Source organism: Paenibacillus vietnamensis, assembly GCF_020169515.1.
GTDB lineage: Bacteria > Bacillota > Bacilli > Paenibacillales > Paenibacillaceae > Pristimantibacillus > Pristimantibacillus vietnamensis.
The window spans coordinates 504,450-525,328 of sequence record NZ_JAHMHW010000003.1; the positions used below are offsets into that span (position 1 = coordinate 504,450).

Consider the following 20,879-nt stretch of genomic DNA (forward strand, 5'->3'; position numbering starts at 1 on the left):
GGAAATGCCCTAAAATAAAAGCATAACCGATATTTATGAACAAAAACCGATAGTAGAATTCATCAAAAACAACATATCATAAGGAGGATTACCGAGCAATGACTCAAGTTTCCAAACTCAATCTGACAGAAGCTGCTCAAGTTGAAATACGTCCAGGTAAAATGGGAGCGAAAGGCGGCAGCAATCCGAAGGGGGAATCCTTTGGTTTTACCAACTATTACATGACTCGGAATGGCAAGCCTTTTATCCCTGTCGTCGGCGAGTTTCATTTCTCCCGCTTCTCCCATCTTCAGTGGGAGGAAGAGCTGCTCAAGATGAAAGCCGGCGGCGTGCATATCGTGGCCACCTACGTCTTCTGGAATTTCCACGAGGAAGAAGAAGGCGTATTCGACTGGAGCGGCAGCCGCAATCTTCGGCACTTTATCGATCTGTGCGCAAAGCTTGAATACCCGCTCATTTTGCGGATTGGTCCGTTCTGTCACGGCGAAGTCCGCAATGGCGGCATCCCGGACTGGGTGTTCGCAAAACCGGTTGAAATCCGCTCCAACGACCCTGCCTATTTGCAGCTCGCCAGGAAGCTCTACCGTGAAATCGCAGTACAAATGAAGGGCAGCCTCTATCAGGAAGGCGGTCCTGTCATCGCCGTTCAGCTGGAAAATGAATTCATGCACTGCGGCGCGCCGAACGACGCGTGGGGTTATAAAGCCGGCAAGTTCGTCAGCTCCGGAACCGGCGGTAACGATCATCTGGCCGAGCTTCACCGGATCGCCGAGGAGGCGGGCATCCGCCCGATGTTTTTCACCGCTACCGCTTGGGGCGGAGCCGCAGTACCGGAAGAGGGTTTCCTCCCGATGCTGGCCGGTTATGCGTACACGTCCTGGATTCCGAATCAGCCGCCGAGCCGCGAATTCATCTACCGGGATTTGCACGTTGTTCCGGCGGAACCGGTAAACTACGATACGCGCCAATATCCGGTCGCCTATTGCGAGATGGCCGGCGGAATGCAAGTCAGCTACAATGCGCGTCCTTTCGTCCCTGCGGACAGCATAGAGGCGATGACGCTTGTCAAGCTTGCCAGCGGCAGCAACCTGGTCGGCTATTATATGTACCACGGCGGATCGAACCCGGTCGGGAAGAAGGGTTACATGAACGAGCAATTCCTGCCTAAAATCACGTACGACTACCAGTCTCCGCTCGGAGAATTCGGCCGTATCGGGGAATCGTATGACCGGATCCGCTCGTTGTCCCTGTTCCTGGAATCGTTTGGCGGCGTGCTTGCACCGATGACGACCTTACTTCCGGAAGGACAATCAGAATTGGAAGCAACGGATGCCGAATCGCTCCGCTGGTGCGTACGGCACAAGGACGGCGCAGGCTTCGTGTTCCTGAACAACTATCAGGACCAGGTGGAATTACCGGCGCGCAGCTTCCGCATCGAGCTGGAAACGAACCGCGGACCTGTATCGTTTCCGTTCGAAGGCAATGCGACACTGCCGGGCGGCATGGGGGTTGTCCTTCCCTTCCATCTGGACCTTCACGGCGTCTCCTTGATCAGCGCAACTGCGCAGCTGCTGACACAGGTCGAGAATGACGGCGAACATGTCGTCGTCTTCTACGCGCATGATGGCTTGACGCCTGAATTTGTCGTAGCCAAACCGGCAGTGGCCGGCATCGAGACATCGGACGGTCAGGTCAGCGAACATGGTGACCGTTACGTCATTTACCCTGCAGCCGGGAAAAATAATGGCATATTGCTTCGGACTTCAGACGGCAAGCAGGTTCGTTTCATAACGCTTTCCCGCCAGGATGCGCTCCAGACCTACCGTTTCGAATTGTGGGGCCAACCGACTGTAGCGATCAGCGACGGTCCTGTTATCGCTCATCATAATCAGCTGGTATGCACATCGCCTGGAAGAAGCGCAATTTCCGTTTCCCTGTTCCCTGCGCCGAAGACGGAGCTTCGCACCCATACCGGACAGACGGTGCCGTTCCAAGCGGAAGGCTTGTTCCAAAGCTGCACACTCGAGTTTCCTGCCTATACGCCGCATATCACCGTTACGAAGCCAACGGACAAGTCGGCGCTCCTGCAATTCGCCGGAGACTGGCCATCGCATGTTGAAGACGTCTGGCTGGAAATTGACTACGACGGCGACGTAGCCGAGGCTTACTTGAACGGTAAATTAATGACCGACCATATTCATTACGGCAAAACATGGTGCATCGGTCTTAAAGATTTCTACAATCAGCTTGAACAATCGACGCTGCATCTGTCCATTACACCGCAGCGAAAAGGAACCGTGCACACGATCGTCAATCAAGCGCAGGTGGAGCGATTCGAAGGCGTTGAGATCGCCGTCTTCCACCGTATTGAAGCCATCCCGCATTACCGGGTATCCCTATTCCCTGCTTCGCAAAGATAATCCCTGCTCGATATGAGCAAAGGCAAGCCTCTTCCGGTCGGAAGAGGCTTGCCTTCGTATACAGCAGGCTCGATAGTTTGGCCTGATGCCTTTACCGATGCACCAGACTAGCCTCTCGAATACCGTTGAATCCATCTCTTAATTTGTATGGCAACCTCACGGACGTCCGTGTTCGTCGTATCAACGGTAGGCATGGGCGGCGTATAAGCCTTGCCGGCATTTTCGACCAGCCATTTGGCAAACTGAATATGCTCCCGGATCATGTCCTCGGACCAATTTCGTTCCCTCAATCGCATCTCTCTGGTTTCTTCGTCGCAATGCAGATTCAAATAATACACATGCTCAAAACAATCGTAATCCGCACACTTCTCAATATCCCACGGCATCATCGTCCCGCATATGACGGTCATTCTTCCGCTATAAGCAATGTTCCGCGCGACCCGCAGCCAAATATTCCGCATTTTTTCCCAATCGTGTCCAATAAATTCGACGAGGTTGTCAGGGTCGAAAATATCGAATTCAGGCATCATTTTCCTTAGCTCGTCAATGACAAAGGTTTTCCCCGACCCGCTGGCCCCGGTCACGATGAATAACGGCAGCTTGATTTCCATCCCTAATCCCCTCCTGCTCATACATGTACGTATCTTAATCGTACAAGAGCCGGCGGCAATAACAAAGGGGAAAAACATTTCAACTTAAATTCTACCGATATAATCAATACCTGAATTGAGGCAAAGCTCCATATTGCGGCGGATCCGCTCATCGTTCGGGCGGTACGACAGCGCGAGCTTATTGTGCCGGTAAGCCAGCTCGTATTCGCCCTGCCGGTAATAACAAAGGGCAAGCTGCATATGCGGCAGCCACGTCCGGCTCGGCACATTGTCAATGGCCCAGCGATTGGACGGACGCGCCTCTTCAACGGCCAGTTTATACCAGAAAATCGCTTGATCCAGTTTTTCTTGTTGCAGGCAATGATACCCGATGCGGCAGCAAAACGGCGGGCGCGGTATATCGTATTGGAAAGACTTGAACGTCCACTCCAGTTCTTTCCCGTGATCCCCGAGATGATAGTAACAATCGGCCAAAGCGCCGCACACGAAAATATGGTCCTCCGAAGAAACGCCTTCCGCTCCCAGAAACTGAACATACACCTGAACCGCCTTATCGTATTTCTGATTGGCATGCAATTCTCTTGCATAATGAAAAAGATCCCGCATCGCAAGCGGCACGCCTCTTTCTCTCAATCTTTCATAGATCTGCAGATTCCGGTCGGTTTTGCCATGCTCCTGCCTATGCGTGATCACAATGTCACTGTCATATACGGTGCCGCTGATCGCCAAATCCTCATGAACGGCCCCGTGCCAACGGGCCCCCTTCGACCGTCTGACCAGCCGGATGCGGCGCACGTTCAGCGTAACATTGCCCGCATCATCGAAATCGCAGTGATATTCCATCGAGACGGCGTCCATTCCCGGATCGAACGCTTGCTTGAGCTGGAGCAATTTGGAACGTTCCTGCGGCATCATCACATCGTCCGCATCCATCCACATCATATAGTCCATCGCTGCCAAATCGAAAGCGAAATTGCGCGCCGCAGCAAAATCGTCGATCCACTCGAAATCGGCCACACGCTTCGTGAAGCGGCCGGCGATCTCCTTGGTCCTGTCGGTGGATCCCGTGTCAACGATCACGATTTCGTCAACGGCTTCCCGAACCGATTCCAGGCACCTGGCAAGGGTCTGCTCCTCGTTTTTCACGATCAGACAAAGGCTGATCGTGATGTTCTCCGGTTTAGTTTTCATGCCTTTCCCCCCGTCGAGAAATAACCCCCAAGCGTTTACGCAGGGGGTAACCAGAATTAAGAAATGATAGTAATATAACTTGGTCTGCTGCCGACTGTTATGGTGGCTATAACCCTGTTAGTCGTACCATCAATTACCGATACGTTAGAGCTATTCTCATTAGGCACATAAATTCGGTTAATCGTTGAATTAACCGCCAGACCGCGCGGAGCATCTCCAACGGTTACGGTTGCAATGACCTGATTTGTCGTTCCGTCTATTACCGATACGTTATCGTTGAGTTGATTGGAGACATAAACACGATTTGTAACAGGGTTCACAGCGACTCCGAATGGATCGGCCCCAACGGTTATTGTTGCTACTACCGTGTTAGTAGTTCCGTCGATGACCGAGACATTATCCACAAGAGGTGAGCTAACCCCAAAAGCATTTGCAACATAAATGCGGTTAGTCGTTGAATTTACAGCAATCGCGACCGGATTAGTTCCGACAGGGATCGTAGCTATGAAGCTGTTATTCGTTCCATTAATTACCGAGACGGTGTCCGGATTATTATTCACGACGTATATGCGGTTGGTAGAAGGATTCACAGCGATCATGGCTGGAACCGAAGTAATCGGAAAGGTTAATGTAGCTGTAATCTGGTTGCTGCTGCCGTCAATGACGGATACCGTGTCAAACGTTTGATCGGAAACATAGATCAGATTTGTTACCGGGTTGGAGCCTGCACCCGTCGGATTTGAGAACGCAGGAAGGCTCACAGTAGCCACAACGGTATTACTGGCTCCGTCGATGACGGATACATTGGTACTATCCATATTCGGAACGTAAATCCGGTTAGTCACCGGATTGGCTGTTATCCCGAATTGAGCCGGACCGTCACCAACGGGAACAGTAGCGATAACCCTATTGGTTCTCCCGTCAATCACCGACACATTATCACTATCGAAATTGCCTACATAGATCCGCGATCTCGGCGGTCTTATTCCCACGAAAAGGTTCCTCCCTTAACTGTTCTCTGCCGTAAAACCGGCCCATGCTTTTGCAAATTCAAAAGGCCGGGCGAGTACTCTGTTGTACATTTGCGGATCCTCCTTGAGATAGGACGGCATGGTATGGTGGTGACGGCTGTTTATCTCAAGAATCCAGACTTTTAGATCCGAATCTACCGTGACGTCGATCCCCACATCGCCGAAAGTTCCGTATTTATGGTCGATTAACTGACAGGCTGACGTGCAGATCTTGATGATTTCCTCTTCTTTCCGGGCAGTCTCTTCATCATTTAATTGAAGGACAGTCCGCAGAGCTTCCCTTCCCAAGCTGATCGAGCTTACATCGTTCGTATAAAATTTTCCGTCTTCGCCGAAACGCGCGATTACGCCCGAGCAGGTCCACTGCTGGCTGCCGTCTTTTTGCATGATGACCCTGAAATCGACGTTTTTATTTTGATACTTCAACGCGACGGATTGTTGGATCAAATAATTTTTGCCCTTTTGCATGCGTCTGAGCGCAGCCCAGGCTTTGACGGCATTATCTGCGAATGACATCCCCGTGTCCCGGCTCATAAAAAGATAGCCGCCCAGCGTCTTTTCCAGCTTCATAATCCCTTGTCCCATCGAACCGTTGACCGGCTTCAGATAGACCGATCCGTACAACGCCAACATTTTATTCAAGGTTTGCATGTTATCGAGCAATTTGGTGAGCGGCATATGTCCGCGAATAAGAGGACTGGAGCGGGTCGTCTCCCATAATTCCCATTTGTTCAAATAGTACGGATTAAAAATTTTTCTATTCGTATGCACATTCAAATCGTCATAGAGACTGCTTTTATTGATCCTTATTCTCCTGTAGACTACACCGGGGTATGGGAAAGTTCCTTTGGTCCACGGAGCATTGTCACCTTCGGCCTTGGGGTTGTAATAATACCCTTCAACGGTTTTATTCCTGGGATTGATCCCGTTCACAGAACATAGATAAATAAGCCCTTTTATCGATTGATAATTCGTGAAGTAACAGCGGTATTCATTTAATAATTCGGGGGTAAGCCCCTTTACGGAAACTAATAGAGCAATTACAGGTCCAAGATGAAGGCCTTTTTCTGCGGTATACATTTCATAGGGCAGCGTATCGGGCATCGTAACTTCATTTTTCAAAGCAACGGACAATCCGATGGAATCCTGAGGCTGATTTTCGCTAAATCCTACTTGCATCTTTTTTTTCCACGCACCGAAATGAAGAACTGTCGAAGAAGGGCTGTCAACCTGCCGGGGAAGCAAGATCTGGTTGGACTTCAGCCCGGGAATCCATTTGATATTCAACCGTTTCACCCTCTTCATGGATGATAGATCAATAAGTGTTTGAATTTCCTCAAATGATACGATCACCTTTTTGGCATAATTACACAGTATTAGTCTACGGATGTTTTTGTATGGACTTATGACGGTGGACAAATGCCTGAAAGTACGGAATTGCCCCTGGCCGTAACGTTCGCAAGAGAAGCAGCATCAGACCGAAAAATGTATAATACAAAATCTTATCGTTCCGGCATCCAAAAGTATCCTATCCTTTTAGTATCCTTTTGGATAATTACCGGTTTTTTCAAATCGATATATCATTACTTATGAGATCAGGCAAACGCAAACAACAAATTTAGGAGGATGAAAAAAATGATGTTGAGATTGGAAAAAACGGGATTTAAAAAAGTATTTTTGATGGTCATGGCTATGCTGCTTTCCATTACGGTAATGCTCCCTGCCGGTGCGGCCGAGGCGGCATATACGTATGAGGGACCGCTTTCCCAGGACGCTTCGTGGCAAAGCTCTACCGGCGGCCGAAACATGTACACAAGCGCGACGCTGCAGCGCTCCGGTCCGGCAGCCGGACATCTGGATGTCATTACCCGCACGAAAAACAATGTTCTCATGACCGGATTTACCGGCGCGGTATTTATTCTGCTTCGCAACTCGGACGGCATGGTAATTGGCGTAACGGATCAGCATAAATTCGGAGTGGACGGCAAATGGATCGGACGTTATGACCGCACCGACTACTGGACCCATTCGTTTGATCCGCAGGTCGCTGCCGCAACAGCATATATGGAAATTATCCAGCAGCACTCCGCCAAAGAGCTGGATGACCAAATCGCTTCCTTGCAGCGGATCGTTTGCGGCAACCTTGACCTTCTTGGTCTGCCTAAGCCTCCTTACGGATGCCCGGCTTAAAGATAAAAAACAGCGTTCCGGCAATGCCGGAACGCTGTTTTTATTGCCCGATTCAGGAAATCCTATTCGAGCCGCACTCTATGTTAAAATAAGTGCAAGGAGATGATCAGCCAATGGATATTTTGCGCATGATTGCGGAAGAGAGAATCCGCGAGGCCGAACGCCGAGGGGAATTCGCCAATTTGCCCGGGGCGGGCAAGCCGCTTCCCCCCGATGATATGGACAATGTACCGGAGGAGCTTCGGGTCGGCTACAAGCTGCTCAAGAACGCCGGAATGCTTCCCGAGGAGATGCAGCTTCGCAAAGAAATGATCACGCTAGGCGATCTCATCTCCGCCTGCCAGAGCGATGCCGAGCGCACGAAGCTCCAGCGCGAGCTGTCGGCCAAAAAGCTTCGCTATCGCGGCTGGCCGGCATCCGGAGCGTTCGCCGATTACGAGCGTCAAATTCAAAACAAGCTGTTGGAGACGGATAAATAAAAAGCTGCCGGGCTAACCGATCAAAGCAACAAGGCTTTTGAACTCCAGTTCCTCAAACTTGCTAAGTACGCTGTCACGGTTGTAAGACCAGCAGCAGACGGACAGCTCGGCCTCAACAGGCGCATCGCAGCGGATCGTAGCCAGCTCGCGGGACAGATGGAGCATGTCCAGATCGGCTTCGATTTTGGCGCGGACCGATTTCGACACCGCATCCAGGTTGGACAGCAGACCTTCGATCGAGCCGTGCTCCTGGATCAGCCTATGGGCCGTTTTCTCCCCGATCCCTTTTACGCCCGGATAATTATCGCTTGTATCGCCCATTAACCCTTTGATATCAATAATTTGAGACGGCAACAGCTGCCGCTCCTCCATCAGGGCAGCCGGCGTATATACCATATAGTTGCCGATTCCCTTTTTCATAATGGCAACGGACACGCGGTCGTCGACGAGCTGCAGCAAATCATGGTCGCCCGTCACAATGAAAATATCCGCCTGATCCTTAAATGCAGCCGCCAGCGTCCCGATGCAATCGTCGGCCTCGAAGCCTTCAATGCCGATATTCGGCACGTCGAAGCTGGCGACGACTTCTTTGACGAGGTCGAATTGCGGAATGAGATCCTCCGGCGCCGGCGGCCGGTTCGATTTGTAGCCGTCATACTGCGAGGTTCGGAAAGTCGTGCTTCCCATATCCCAGCAGCAGATGACATGCGTCGGATTAAACGTATGGACGGCATCCATAAAATAACGGACGAAGCCGTGAACGGCGTTGACCGGCACACCCGCGCTTGTCTTACGGACGCTGCCTCCGAACGAGGTTGCGAAGTACGCCCGGAACAGAATCGCCATACCGTCAATCAACAGCAATCTTTGTTCGTTCATATATGTGTTCACCTTCCTTTTTACTCTATTCTATCATTTATTGCCGCGAATAAAGCTTCCAATTCGTCCCGCCGCTTCTTTTAACCGTTCTTCGTTTTCAACGAGTGCGATTCGTACATAACCTTCGCCCATAGAGCCAAACGCTTCGCCGGGAACGACAACAACACCGGTTGCCTTGAGCATTTCCTGGGAAATTAGTCTTGAGCTCCAGGGCTCATCCAGCGACCATTCCATCTTCGGCAGCGGGGCCCATACGAACATGGTCGCCTTCGGGGCGGCAACCTCCCAGCCTTCGGAGCGAAGCGCTTCGAGGAACACATCGCGCCGGCGCTCGTACAGCTTGCCTGCTTTCGGCGCATCCGGAGCAGCTGCCATCGCTTCCGCCAACGCGGCAATCCCAGCCTCCTGCACCGGATCGAACACGCCGTAATCGATATTGGCCTTCAGCTCGCGCAGCGCGCCGACCGCTTCGCGGTTGCCGGCAAGGAAGCCGATGCGGCAGCCCGCCATATTGAAGCTTTTGGACAACGAATGAAATTCCACGGCGTACTCGGCAGCTCCCGGTATTTGCAAAATGCTCGGAGGCTCGCACCCGTCGAACCCCATTTCCGAATAGGCCAAATCATGGACGACAAGCACCTGGTGGCGCCGCGCTTTATCCAGCAACCGCTCGAAAAAAGCCAAGTCCGCAACAGCGGATATCGGGTTGTTCGGATAATTGACCAGCACAAAGGACGCCCGGTCCCATACCTCGTCCCCGATGCCGTCCAAATCCGGCATGTAGCCGTTTTCCTCGCGCAGCGGCATCAGGACGCTCTCCACTCCGGCAAGCGCCAGCGATGCGGCATAGATCGGATACCCCGGATCGGGCAGCAGCGCCATATCGCCCGGATCGCATAGCGACATCGCCAAATGGGCCAGTCCGTCCTGCGAGCCAAGCAGCGTTACGATTTCGCTAGCGGGATCAAGCTCTACGCCGAAGCGGTGCTTCATCCAGGCCGCAGCGCTTTGGCGGAACGGCAGTCCGCTCTTCGTCGCCGGATAAGCGTACATGTCGGTGCGGAGCGCCGCCTCGCTCAGTGCCTGCCTGACGGCAGGCGACGGCGGCCGATCCGGGCTTCCGATGCCCAGATCGATGATGTCGAGCCCGGTGGAAGCCGCTTCCAGCTTCCAGGCCGCTACTTCAGCAAAGATGGACGATCCCAGCCGCGACAGCCTGTCGGATCTCCATTTCGGTTGTGACATACGGCGCTTCACCCTTTTCCCTTATTCCAGATTTGTTCGTATTCCTCTTCCTTATAGCCTACCGTCACTCTCCGGCCATCCGTTACGATCGGCCGTTTGATCAGCATGCCGTGTGAAGCAAGCAGCTCGTACTTCTCGTCCTCGGACATGGAAGCCAGTTTGTCCTTAAGTCCTAGCTCCCGGTAAACCTCACCCGACGTATTAAAAAATTTTTTCAGCTCCAGGCCGCTGTCCGCCACGATTCGCTTCAGCTCTTCGGAGCTCGGCGTCTCCTCGACGATATGCCTGGATACCACTTGGTTTCCTTTGCTTTGCAGCGATTTCAACGCGGCACGGCATGTCCCGCACTTCGGGTATTGAATAATCGTTACTTTTCTCTCGCCAGTCATAGCTGTTAATCCTCCAAATCCTGCAATTACTCTTAATGCTGCTAATCTGCGCCCAAAGCCTGCTCCAGTCTTTCAAGCTCCGGAGGGAGCGGAGCCTGCCACTCCATCCACCGCTTCGTAATCGGGTGGGTGAACCCCAGCGTCTCGGCATGCAGCGCCTGCCTGGACACCGCCTCTTCCCAGGCCTCCACGGCGCCTTCCTTCGGTCCGTACATTTTGTCACCGATCAGCGGACAGCCGATATGCTTCATATGCACGCGGATTTGATGGGTGCGCCCGGTCTCGAGCTTCAGCCTGACGGCTGCGGCTAGCGGCTTTCCGCCGTTCTCTCCAAAGCTCTTCACCGTTTCGTAATGCGTCACCGACGGATAACCCTCCGGCGTTACGATCCGGATATGCGGCTCCTCCGGATCGCGGTCGATCGGCGCGTCGACCGTGCCCCGGTCAGGCTGCGGACAACCGTAAACATAAGCACGGTACAGCTTCAAAAAACCGTTCGCCTGCATCTGCTCGGACAGCTGCTGGTGCACGTAAGCGGTTTTCGCGACCGCGACCAGACCGGACGTATCCTCATCAAGTCGGTGCACCGGCCGGAAGCGGACGCGCTCACCCTTCTCCAGCCAATGGCGGACAATCCCGTTCGCCATCGTATTCGTATAATGGCCGTGCGTCGGATGGACGATCATGCCCGCCGGCTTGTTCGCGATCAGCAAATCCTCGTCTTCAAAGATGATCTGTACGGGAATCGGCTGCGGCAAAATATCGTCGGACTCCTCGCGCAGCATGCGCACGCGGATGACATCGCCCCGGGAGACGGGAGCGGTCGTATAAGCGCGCTTCTCGTTGACCGTAAGGCCATGCTCGGTTAGCTTGACCTGCGACAGCAGCTTGCGCGATACGCCCAGCTGCCGCTCCAGCACCGTGCGCACCGTCTTGCCGTGCTCCGCTTCCGTGACGACCGCCACCAGCGGCTTGTAATATATCTGCTCTAACGATTCGCTCATTTCTTCTTTGGCTGCCGGAACACGTCGGCGCTCCGTACATATTCCGTATCCGCAACGCCCAGCTTGGCGTTCGCGGCTCTTGCCGCCGCGAAGAAAAAGTCCGAGAGCCGGTTCAAATACGTCAGCACCTCGGCGTTGATCTCGTGCTCGGCCGCCAGCGTCACGACGCGGCGCTCCGCACGGCGGCATACCGTCCGGCATACGTGCAGCAAGGCGGCAACCAGGCTGCCCCCCGGCAAAATAAATTTCGTAATTTCCGGCGCCTCCGCCGTATATTTGTCAATCCAGCCCTCGAGACGCCCTGCGGGCTCCGCGTCAATTTTCATCGGCGCTCCCGGCGCCGCAAAGGCCAAATCCGAACCGCAGTCGAACAGCTCCTGCTGAATATCGATCAGCCAGCCGGTCATTTCCGCAAGCTCGGTATGCTTAGCCGCCTCCGCGGCCGCCTGCCCGACGAAGCAGTTCAGCTCGTCGATTGTGCCGTACGCCTCAACCCGGATGTCGTCCTTGCGTACCCGTCCGCCCTTCAACGACGTTTGCCCTTTATCGCCCGTTCTCGTATATAATTTCATTCGTTGCCCGCTCCTCTCTTGAATAGCCAGCCGTCCTGCCCGATCATGCAAACAGCAGGCCGGAATCGTCCTGACCTGCTGCTCGTACGGATAAGCGTTGTTCCTTTTCAGCCTTGCTTCAATTTATGAACAAAATTCCCGATCCGCTCCAGCGCTTCGGTTAAATTCGTGACCGAGGTGGCGTAGGAGCAGCGCAAGTGTCCTTCCCCGCCAAGGCCGAACACATCGCCGGGAACGGCCGCTACGTTCGCTTCATCCAATAGCCGCTGCGCAAATTGCTCGCTGGTCAGCCCCGTAGACACGATGGAAGGGAAAGCGTAAAAGGCGCCTTGCGGCTCGTGGCAGTCCAGCCCGATTTCCCTGAAGCCCTTCACGACGAGCCGGCGGCGCTGATTGTACGCCTCCACCATCCGGTCCTTCTCCTCGAGCCCGTGCTGCAGCGCTTCAAGCGCGGCGTACTGCGCCATGATCGGAGCGCACATGACGGTATATTGGTGAATCTTGAGCATCGCGGCGATCAGATCCTGATGCCCGCAGGCATAGCCCATCCGCCAGCCCGTCATTGCAAACGCCTTGGAGAAGCCGCTGACCAGAATCGTACGATCCTTCATGCCCGGCATCGACGCGAAGCTCACATGCTTCGCACCGTACGACAGCTCGGCGTAAATCTCATCCGAAATTACGATCAGGTCATGCTCCTCCACGGCTTTGGCGATCGGCAGCCAGTCCTCGTACGTCATCGTACCGCCCGTCGGATTGCTCGGATAACATAAAATAAGTACTTTAGAACGCGGCGTAATGGCGGCCTTCAGCGACTCGGCCTTCAGCTTGAATTCGTCCTTCGCGTAGGTTTCGATGCCGACCGGCTTGCCGCCGGAAAGCGACGTGATCGGTGAATAGGAAATATAGCAGGGCTCCGGAATCAAAATCTCATCGCCCGGCGCGATCAAAGCCCGAAGCGCCAAATCGATCGCCTCGCTGCCGCCTACCGTAACCAGAATCTCGTTCGCCGGATGATATTCGACCGAGAACCGGTCATTCAAATATTGGCCGATCGCCCCGCGAAGCTCGGGCATGCCGGCATTGGACGTATATTGGGTCTTTCCGGTTTCCAGAGCATAAACCGCCGATTCCCGCACATGCCAAGGCGTGACGAAATCGGGCTCGCCCACCCCTAGCGTAATGACATCCTTGCGCGTGCTGACCAAATCAAAAAACCGACGGATACCCGACGGTTTGATGCCCCGCACGAGCGGGGCCAAGTAATCAGCCATCGTGTCGCGCCTTTCAGGCGCGGAGGGTTGTTTCTGTTCGTCTTTAATCATGGCCTTCACCCTTTTTACGGCGATACCATCAGCCGATGGTCACCTTCATGCTCCTCGAAGATAATGCCGTCTTGTTTGTATTTTTTCAAAATAAAAAATGTTTTTGTCGATAATACCGCGTCGATAGGGGACAATTTGTTCGATACGAAGGAAGCGACCTCCTTCAGGTTTTTCCCTTCCACCTCGACCAGCAGGTCGTAAGCGCCCGACATCAGGTAGACCGATTTCACTTCCGGATATAAGTAAATGCGCTCCGCGATCCCTTCGAACCCGCGGCCGCGCTCTGGCGTAATTTGAACCTCGATGAGGGCCGTTACCTTCTCGTCGTCAATCTTGCTCCAGTTGACCACCGTCGCATATTTGACAATGACATGCTCGTTCTCGAGCTCCGCAATGGCCTGCTTCACTTCCTCCGTCGGCACCGCAAGCATGGTGGCAATGAGCTCGGCATCCCTTCGCGCGTCTTCCTTCAGCAGTTCCAGCACCTTCAACTGTAATTCGTTCATTGTCTAACTCCTTCCAGTAACGCCAAGTGACTTATCATTTTACAAGCGTAAACGGCTGTCGCTACGCACGAACCGTTAGCTGCATCGTTACGCAGCTCGGTTCTGTGCCGTCCTTCGGAGGCAATAGCTTACGTTTCGCGGTGAGATATAGGCGTCGGTATAAAAGCGAACCTTATACTTTCCTATATCTTAAAAAATATATTACATCTTTTTCGAATAACCTGCAAAGAAAAAAACGAAAGACCCCGAAGGGTCTTTACATGTAATAAGGCTGCTGGCCTTGCTGGTGCTGAGCGGATTGCTGCTGCATAGCTGGCGTGTAGAAGGTTTGGTGCTGCTGCTGTCCGAGGTTCTGCTGAACGAATTGCATTGTTTTTTGCTTCGTTTGCTGATACTGCTTCACCTGCTTGTCCAGCTCCTGGCGAAGCGCCGGCGAAGACGCGTTGTACATATTGTTTTGCTGCATCGTTTCGAACATCTGGCCCTGCATTTTCATCGTGCTGTCCGTTAATTTCGTGAACAGCTGGCGGATATCCGGACAGGTCGATTCGGTTGTTGCCGTCGCATATTCGCGGACGATCCGCTTCAAGTCGCTAATAATCGTGCTTGCCAGATCCTCCTCCGACAACATGGACTGCTGCTGCTGCTGATACATAGCCGTATCCTCCTTTTTCTTGTGCTTGTCGTTATTGCTGCGGCTGCGTAGGCGCCATTTGCTGATGGTGCTGGAGAGCGTGCATGAGCGAATCGTAATGCTGCTGATGCGTCTGCACGAATTGACGGGCCAGGTTCTTCAAGGCAGGCGTCGTTGCCGTAGCCGCCAGCGCGGTGCACTGTTTGATCAATAAATCCTCGTTGGACATCGAGTCTGCAATATACTCGAGCTCTTTGGCTGTCATAGGCTGCATCATGGATGAACCTCCTTATAAGATTGGGGTACCGGGCAAGAAGCGCCGGTGCATCCCGAGCACAATTTCCTCGGCAACCATATTGTTCTCCAATTTCCTTATTTTATGTGTCTTTATGAAGATCCAATTTGCCGGAATGGACGAGATTCATTTTTACGGCGATTTTGAGCGGATAGTCCTTCGGCTCCCAGTCCCCCGAGGCTTTGCTTTTTTTCCAGGCCGCCAAATGGTATCTGTACAGATGATGCTCGAGCCCGTACAAGTCCAAACGGTTCGCAACGCCAGTCTTATACGTATCTTCCAGCTGCCGCTTCACCTTTTTCTGCACGGCTTCGATAATCTCGTCCTGCGTCATCCTGCCGTCCACCTCCGCTGCGCTTCCGGTCAAGCTCAGCTCCAGCTCAAACGAAGGGGTTCCCTTTCCCGTATCGGCATGAATCAGGCTTTTGCTGGCGTTAACTGCAACCGTTGCCCTGCCGTCCCGGCCGTCGGCCTCCAGAAGATAATGTTTGAACTCGGGATTCAGCCATCTGAGCCCTGTTACCTGAGCCTCGGGCAGATAATGAAGAAATTTCGTTTCCCTGAATACGAAAATCCCTTCGATAATCTGCGTTTTCAGCGGCTTGTTCTGATGCTGCCAATAACCTTCGTTCACCGCGATGACGGGCAGCACCGTCGTCATGGCCGGCTCCTTCAATGATTGAACGGCCAGCTGCATGGCGAATGGCTTGATGAAGCTCTGCTGCTTGTCGTAAGCGGCCGGGGAATATAAGAGACTGTGCAAAGGCGATTGATCAAAAAACGTTTCTCCGGTGAGAATATTCGCAATGCTATCCCTCGTTCCGAAGAGAAGCGACGTATAACGGGTAGCCCGCTGCCGGTTCAGGCCGTCCATAATATCGTCCAGCTTGCCCAGCGCCCGTTCATGGACGACAACGGCTTTCAGCTGCTCCATGCTGAGCGTCATCTGCGCGCCTTTTGCCATATCCGCAAGCGCGAGCTGCAGAGATGCGCCCGTGCCGTTGCCGATCCAGACCGGATCCGGTTCGGGCTGCGGAGCATCCGTCTTGGCCACCACGGCAAATTTAATCATTTGCGAATAAAGCTGATAGCTTCCATCCTTATAATCGATGCCTAGAGCCGTAATATAGCTGACATCGCCCAGATCCACCTCATCCCAGCAGCCTTGAAGCAGCAGGGCGGCCATCAGAAGGGCCACGGTACGCATAGATGCCATCCACCGCCTGCAGGAGGAACGCTTCATCCCTTTCGCCTCCTGATGCGCAGCTTCCACGGATTTTGCATAAGGGCGGGAGCAAGCTGGCGGAATTTGAGCGGAGCGAGCGGGCTAAGATACGAATGGCCGAAAGACTCAAGCGAGCACAAATAGATAAGCACGGCGAACACGCCGACAAAAAAGCCAAAGATGCCGAGAACGGACGACAGCAGCAGGATGGCGTACCGCACGACCGATACCGAGCCCGTCAAAGACTGATTCACAAGCGTAAAGGTCGCAACGGACGTCACGGCCGCAGCGACAAGCATCGTCGGAGACGTCAGCCCTGCCCTGATCGCCGCATCGCCGACAATGAGGCCGCCTACGACCGATACCGTCTGGCCGACAGGCCGCGGGAGCCGCACACCTGCTTCCCTGAACAGCTCGAACGTGGTCAGCATGATGAACATCTCCATCGTTGCCGATACCGGCAGGCCGATTCTCGATATGGTAATCGTCGCAAGGAGCGAATAAGGAATCTGATCCGTGTTAAACGCAGACAAGGCGACCCAGAAGCCCGGAAGGAATAAGGCAAGCACCAGTCCGAACAAGCGCAGCAGCCGCTCCAAAGACACGAAATAAAATGGCAGATGCGCATCCTCCGGCGATTTGATCAGCAGCAGCATGTCCGCGGGCGCAATAAGCGCCGAAGGAGTGCCGTCAACCATGACGATCACCTTCCCGTTCATGAGCGACTGCACGACATAATCCGGCCGGCCGACGTATTCGATCAGCGGGAACACAGAGAATGGACGGTCGGACAGCAGCTCCTCCAGCTCGCCGCCTCCGTTAAGCGACGGAATACGAATCGCGTCAAGCCTGCGCCTCGCTTCCTTGACCAGCTCGGGCTTGGTTATTCCGGACATATAGAGAAGCGCAACCTCCGTCATCGATTCTCTGCCGATTCTCCGGTATTCGACATGCATATCCGGCGTACGCAGCCGTTTCCGGACCAGCGCGACGTTCACCGATAACAGCTCGACAAAGCCGTCCCGCGGCCCTTTAAGCGATACCTCCATCGTGGACTCCTCGGGATTTCGGCCCGGCTGGCTGGAAATATCGAATTCGTAAAAACCCGCACGGTCGGAAAAGGCAAGTATGACGCTGCCCGCGAACAATCGGGCATACAAATACGCCTCGTCCCCCCCGGGAATGTAATGGAAGAGCCTGCCCGGCCTAAGCGCCTCCCCCTCGACCTCTCCTTCCGCCGTATGATCAAGCTGCTCCGTCCATTTTTCGAGCTGCGGCAATAAAGCAAGCTGCAGCTGCTGGTTGTCGATCAGGCCGCCGCAGTAAAACAGCGCGACATCGACTTCTCCGTTTATATGTACGGATAACGTATATTCGACTACATCGTTGCAGCCCTTTAACGATTCCCTGAACCGGTCGACGGTCATCGGCTCCGGATGAAGGCAAACAGACTCTTTATCCCGATGCTTCAACCAGCCTCTGCCTCCTTTCCATAGCCTTCGCGGCGGGCGCCTGACGGATCGCGTTTAGAGCGAATGAACGACAGCAGCCAGATCAAGATGACGAAGGCGGCGATGAACAACCCGAAATAGGTAAAGCACCATAAGATCACCTTTTGATAAGGAATGGTATGGTAAATGCCGTAATAGGAAGCGGCGAACAAAGGCGTCCCCAGAACGACATAGGTAATCCAGCTGCGCCTCATTTTACGAAACGGACCGAATTCCGAAATGATATGGATCGCAAGAGACATCCGGATCAGCGCGCCGGACAGCCATTGGAAGACGGCAAAAAAATCGACATGCTCAATATAATTCCCGATGCTGACGAGCCTCCATTGCGCAAAGGCCGGGTAACGCATCTTTTCCGCTTCGGCCGGTCCGAATTCGACGATGGCGCCCGTTGCGGGCCCTATCGCAAGCAGGGCAAGAACCAGCACCAGCCCCAGCAAATGCCAGCGTTTTATCTTTCCGCGGATATGATGCTGAATGAACAGCAGGGAGAACAGCTCGCCCGTTGCCGTCAGGCAGTACAGCGCCCCTTTCATTACCGGCGGCATCCCATTTTCGAGCATAGGCAGCAGGAAGCGGTAATCTTTATGCGGCATATTGGCCGACATGACGAAATCGCCCAAGACGACCACCAACGGAAGCAGAATACAGCTTACGTACGCAATCGTACGGAGCCCGGCATTCGACGCGAACAGGCACAATCCCAGGAAGACGAAGCACACAACCATTGGCGGCGTATTCGGCAAATAAGTCGTTGCCGTCCAGGAAGCGGTAACGACCAGAGTCTCGTATGCGCTCAGCAGCAGCAGGACGAGGAATATAGCGATTATGACATGTGCAATAATGGCGGGCATCCGCTTTTGCAGCCACACGTCGAAGCGCTGCTTGTTCAGCCGCGCGAGCAAGCCGTAAAGCGGAATTGCCGACCACGGCAGAAGGACGGCAAGGGCAAGCAACACACACAGCCACGCATCCCGTTTGGCGGCGGTGAGCAGCAGCGGCACGACCAGCACGTGATTTACGAGTCCTACCGAAAGAGTCATGATAAACATGGCCGGCAGTACTCCGAACGGCTTCACTTTCATTTCCAATCACTTCCTCACCGCCTTATATTTCCCGAAACGGAGCCGTCAATGCATAGCTCGTCCGCCAAATTTGCAAACGGGAAGCGTAAGGCCGCAGCCGTGGAAAAAAGACTGGCCCAAAGCCGGCAAGAGGGCTTGGAGACAGCCTTGCGATTTATGGAATATGAACCGTCTTGACGTGATCGAAATGAATAAATACGGCGTGGCCGCTCGCGTTGGCCAGCTCGATCATGCTTTGATCGACGCTCTTTAACACGCCGATTTTGTTAGGGCTTCCTCCGAGATCCAGCACGACGAATTCACCGATTAATTTGCGCAGCTGTTGATCGAACGTTCGGGCAAGCGTCAGCGGTGACGGCTTAAGCGGAAATTGCTCCGGCGTTAACGTGTACGGCGTGACGTTCGGGTTGTACGGCACCAAATATTTTAAGTGATGGAGTGAAATGATGACGGTATGGTAAACAGGAGAATAGAACACGAAAAAATCGTTCATGACAGTCGTTAAATATCCGTGGATCGATTGATTGCCCGTAATATAGATTTCAGAGAACATGCCCTTGGCGTTCATCAGTATTTTGCGGTAAGAGATCGGCTCGTTGTATGGCTCGAACGGCATTTCCGGTACGTCGATGTTCTCTTCTCCTTTGGCGGACAATCGCAGCTGCTGCAAATGAATGAGCGGGACATAGAAAAATTGTGTGCCGTTGTGCAGCACCAGAATATCTTGGCCAAATTCTATCAGCTTTCCGCGTATGGGCGCCGCTTTCCCCGATATCTCCAATTCGACCTGCCGATCCAGCAGCGGATGACGGTTTTTCATGCGATCAACCTCCTTTCATCCGGGTATAGTAGAACCGGGCAAGGGGTGAACACCTTGCCCGGAAAACCATTAGCCTTATCTGGCCGAACGGCGAGCTCCTGTTACGGAAGCGGAGTTAGCGCGTTTTTTGCCGCTTCTGCTGCCGCCTTGAGCACCGCCTACATTGCCCCCGGATTTGTTGCCGCCTTGAGCGCCGCCTGCGTTGCCTCCGGATTTGTTGTTGTCTGTTGCTCCTGCTACGTTGTTGTTGTCGTTGTTGTTGTTTTTATTATTGTTTTTGTTGCCATTGGAGTTGTTTCCGCGGGAACGGTCGCCGGCTTTTTTGATGGAACGAATTTGGTCGATCGGAATCGTCACGGCTTCGTTACCGTTAACGACAAGAATATTGTCTCTGCACACTTGCGCCAGGAAGCCTTCAATTTTTTCAGGACCGCCGTTATTCACTTGTACGAATGTTTGGTTCAGAGCGCGGAGCACGCCTCTAAACGTGTCGGCATCGATAAAGTCGCGTCTTTTCTTTTTGGATTTATGGCAAAGCTTGTCGCAGAACTTATCAAAGCATTTGTCGCATTTATCGTCATGGCAGCCGCAACCGCGGGAGCGGGATTTATTGTCGCGTTTGCCGTCGGACTTGCCGTCGGATTTGTTGCAGGATTTGTTGCCGCGGCTAAGGCAGTCTTTGTTGTCCTTTTTTTCGGTGATGCTTTTTACATGATCTGCATTAATATAAACAATGCCTTTTCTCGTTTTTAAAACGTAAAAATCGCTTTTAACAGCAAGCAGTTTACCCTCAAGCGATTCCGGGCCGCCGCGGTTGATCTTCACGCATTTGCCGACTAAGCCTTCAACGAAGTTTGGATCGATGCAGGTATCATTTTTATCTCTGCGATCATCTCTGCGGTCATCTCTGCGGTTATCGTTTCTGTCCATTTGACCTGCAAACTGATTGTAGTTCCAGCAATTACTCATAAATAAATCCCTCCGAATAATTTCATTAATAATAGATTTGCTGCCTTCCAACACGCCCGACACCTATCAATCCAGCTATCAGCATGATGTGAGATTGATTGTAAGCATCCCTCCAGTTCTTGATTAACCTACATCTATCTTGGGAGTCGATATGTAATATATTTATATGTATCCCCTATAGCAGAGGTACTAGATTACTATCTATTTATTGAAGATTAAGCCAATATCCCGTTACGGCTGATAGATTCGGCACATACCCTATATCATCTTCAACTAAGGGGCTGAATTTATTGGGAAAAAACAAAAACAAAGACGACAATCAAAAAAAAGCAGCGAACGAAGCTCAAGCTGAGAAATCCAAAAAGAAAAACGGAGGCAAAAAGTCCGGCGGCAATCAGGCGGCAGGCGCTAAATCCGGCGGTAAAAAGTCCGGCGGCAATCAGGCGGCAGGCGCTAAATCCGGCGGTAAAAAGTCCGGCGGCAATCAGGCGGCAGGCG

At 53.1% G+C, this 20,879-nt stretch carries 21 protein-coding genes and 1 pseudogene; 4 read left to right on the plus strand and 18 right to left on the minus strand.

Annotated elements, in window-relative coordinates; translation table 11 throughout:
• Window positions 1–98: 98 nt before the first annotated feature.
• Entirely contained in the window at window positions 99–2,420 is a 2,322-nt protein-coding gene (locus tag KP806_RS10285) for a beta-galactosidase (RefSeq protein ID WP_224723495.1), read from the plus strand.
• Between the two features lie 107 nt (window positions 2,421–2,527).
• Here the strand turns inward: KP806_RS10285 and KP806_RS10290 are convergent, their stop codons facing one another.
• The 4 genes from KP806_RS10290 to KP806_RS10305 all read right to left on the minus strand — a co-directional run bounded on the left by KP806_RS10290 (window position 2,528) and on the right by KP806_RS10305 (window position 6,672).
• Entirely contained in the window at window positions 2,528–3,031 is a 504-nt protein-coding gene (locus KP806_RS10290) for an AAA family ATPase (RefSeq protein WP_224723496.1), read from the minus strand.
• 84 nt (window positions 3,032–3,115) lie between these two features.
• Window positions 3,116–4,222 (minus strand): tetratricopeptide repeat-containing glycosyltransferase family 2 protein, encoded by a 1,107-nt coding sequence (locus tag KP806_RS10295; protein WP_224723497.1) that lies wholly within the window; start codon window positions 4,220–4,222, stop codon window positions 3,116–3,118.
• Between the two features lie 56 nt (window positions 4,223–4,278).
• Window positions 4,279–5,214: a beta-propeller fold lactonase family protein gene (locus KP806_RS27795; protein WP_224723498.1), complete on the minus strand. Its 936-nt coding sequence runs from the start codon at window positions 5,212–5,214 to the stop codon at window positions 4,279–4,281.
• 15 nt (window positions 5,215–5,229) lie between these two features.
• Window positions 5,230–6,672 carry a YheC/YheD family endospore coat-associated protein gene (locus KP806_RS10305; protein ID WP_224723499.1) on the minus strand — a complete coding sequence of 481 codons (1,443 nt, stop codon included), beginning with the start codon at window positions 6,670–6,672 and terminating at the stop codon, window positions 5,230–5,232.
• A 216-nt stretch (window positions 6,673–6,888) separates the two neighbouring features.
• Here KP806_RS10305 and KP806_RS10310 point away from each other — a divergent pair, with 216 nt between their 5' ends.
• A complete protein-coding gene (locus KP806_RS10310) occupies window positions 6,889–7,443 on the plus strand; it encodes a hypothetical protein (protein WP_224723500.1) in 555 nt (184 codons plus the stop codon).
• A gap of 113 nt (window positions 7,444–7,556) precedes the next feature.
• Window positions 7,557–7,922: a DnaJ family domain-containing protein gene (locus tag KP806_RS10315; protein WP_224723501.1), complete on the plus strand. Its 366-nt coding sequence runs from the start codon at window positions 7,557–7,559 to the stop codon at window positions 7,920–7,922.
• Between the two features lie 12 nt (window positions 7,923–7,934).
• Here the strand turns inward: KP806_RS10315 and KP806_RS10320 are convergent, their stop codons facing one another.
• From KP806_RS10320 to KP806_RS10385, 14 genes are all read right to left on the minus strand, one after another.
• Window positions 7,935–8,801: a 5'-3' exonuclease gene (locus KP806_RS10320; protein ID WP_224723502.1), complete on the minus strand. Its 867-nt coding sequence runs from the start codon at window positions 8,799–8,801 to the stop codon at window positions 7,935–7,937.
• A gap of 33 nt (window positions 8,802–8,834) precedes the next feature.
• Window positions 8,835–10,046 carry an aminotransferase class I/II-fold pyridoxal phosphate-dependent enzyme gene (locus tag KP806_RS10325; protein ID WP_224723503.1) on the minus strand — a complete coding sequence of 404 codons (1,212 nt, stop codon included), beginning with the start codon at window positions 10,044–10,046 and terminating at the stop codon, window positions 8,835–8,837.
• A gap of 8 nt (window positions 10,047–10,054) precedes the next feature.
• Window positions 10,055–10,435, minus strand: coding sequence for an arsenate reductase family protein (locus tag KP806_RS10330; protein ID WP_224723504.1), 381 nt, complete (start codon window positions 10,433–10,435; stop codon window positions 10,055–10,057).
• A gap of 41 nt (window positions 10,436–10,476) precedes the next feature.
• Window positions 10,477–11,439: an RluA family pseudouridine synthase gene (locus KP806_RS10335; RefSeq protein ID WP_224723505.1), complete on the minus strand. Its 963-nt coding sequence runs from the start codon at window positions 11,437–11,439 to the stop codon at window positions 10,477–10,479.
• Entirely contained in the window at window positions 11,436–12,011 is a 576-nt protein-coding gene (locus KP806_RS10340; RefSeq protein ID WP_224723506.1) for a cob(I)yrinic acid a,c-diamide adenosyltransferase, read from the minus strand. The genes KP806_RS10335 and KP806_RS10340 overlap by 4 nt, the downstream gene beginning before the upstream one ends.
• Before the next feature lie 107 nt (window positions 12,012–12,118).
• Window positions 12,119–13,336, minus strand: a complete 1,218-nt coding sequence (locus tag KP806_RS10345) for an aminotransferase class I/II-fold pyridoxal phosphate-dependent enzyme (RefSeq protein WP_318153558.1) — start codon at window positions 13,334–13,336, stop codon at window positions 12,119–12,121.
• Between the two features lie 14 nt (window positions 13,337–13,350).
• Window positions 13,351–13,842 (minus strand): Lrp/AsnC family transcriptional regulator, encoded by a 492-nt coding sequence (locus KP806_RS10350; RefSeq protein WP_224723507.1) that lies wholly within the window; start codon window positions 13,840–13,842, stop codon window positions 13,351–13,353.
• A 256-nt stretch (window positions 13,843–14,098) separates the two neighbouring features.
• A complete protein-coding gene (locus KP806_RS10355; RefSeq protein ID WP_224723508.1) occupies window positions 14,099–14,497 on the minus strand; it encodes a spore coat protein in 399 nt (132 codons plus the stop codon).
• A gap of 31 nt (window positions 14,498–14,528) precedes the next feature.
• Complete coding sequence (locus tag KP806_RS10360) at window positions 14,529–14,753, minus strand: hypothetical protein (RefSeq protein ID WP_224723509.1); 225 nt, start codon at window positions 14,751–14,753, stop codon at window positions 14,529–14,531.
• Between the two features lie 100 nt (window positions 14,754–14,853).
• On the minus strand, window positions 14,854–16,014 hold the full coding sequence (locus KP806_RS10365) for a Ger(x)C family spore germination protein (RefSeq protein WP_224723510.1): 1,161 nt from the start codon (window positions 16,012–16,014) through the stop codon (window positions 14,854–14,856).
• Window positions 16,011–17,468 carry a spore germination protein gene (locus KP806_RS10370; RefSeq protein ID WP_224723511.1) on the minus strand — a complete coding sequence of 486 codons (1,458 nt, stop codon included), beginning with the start codon at window positions 17,466–17,468 and terminating at the stop codon, window positions 16,011–16,013. The genes KP806_RS10365 and KP806_RS10370 overlap by 4 nt, the downstream gene beginning before the upstream one ends.
• Window positions 17,465–18,592 (minus strand): endospore germination permease, encoded by a 1,128-nt coding sequence (locus KP806_RS10375; protein WP_224723512.1) that lies wholly within the window; start codon window positions 18,590–18,592, stop codon window positions 17,465–17,467. The genes KP806_RS10370 and KP806_RS10375 overlap by 4 nt, the downstream gene beginning before the upstream one ends.
• Before the next feature lie 154 nt (window positions 18,593–18,746).
• Complete coding sequence (locus KP806_RS10380; protein ID WP_224723513.1) at window positions 18,747–19,412, minus strand: DUF2642 domain-containing protein; 666 nt, start codon at window positions 19,410–19,412, stop codon at window positions 18,747–18,749.
• 75 nt (window positions 19,413–19,487) lie between these two features.
• Window positions 19,488–20,381, minus strand: coding sequence for a hypothetical protein (locus KP806_RS10385; protein ID WP_224723514.1), 894 nt, complete (start codon window positions 20,379–20,381; stop codon window positions 19,488–19,490).
• Between the two features lie 290 nt (window positions 20,382–20,671).
• On the opposite strand from KP806_RS10385, the pseudogene KP806_RS10390 reads away from it, so the two are divergent.
• Window positions 20,672–20,879, plus strand: a pseudogene (locus tag KP806_RS10390) (hypothetical protein); the annotation flags it as partial.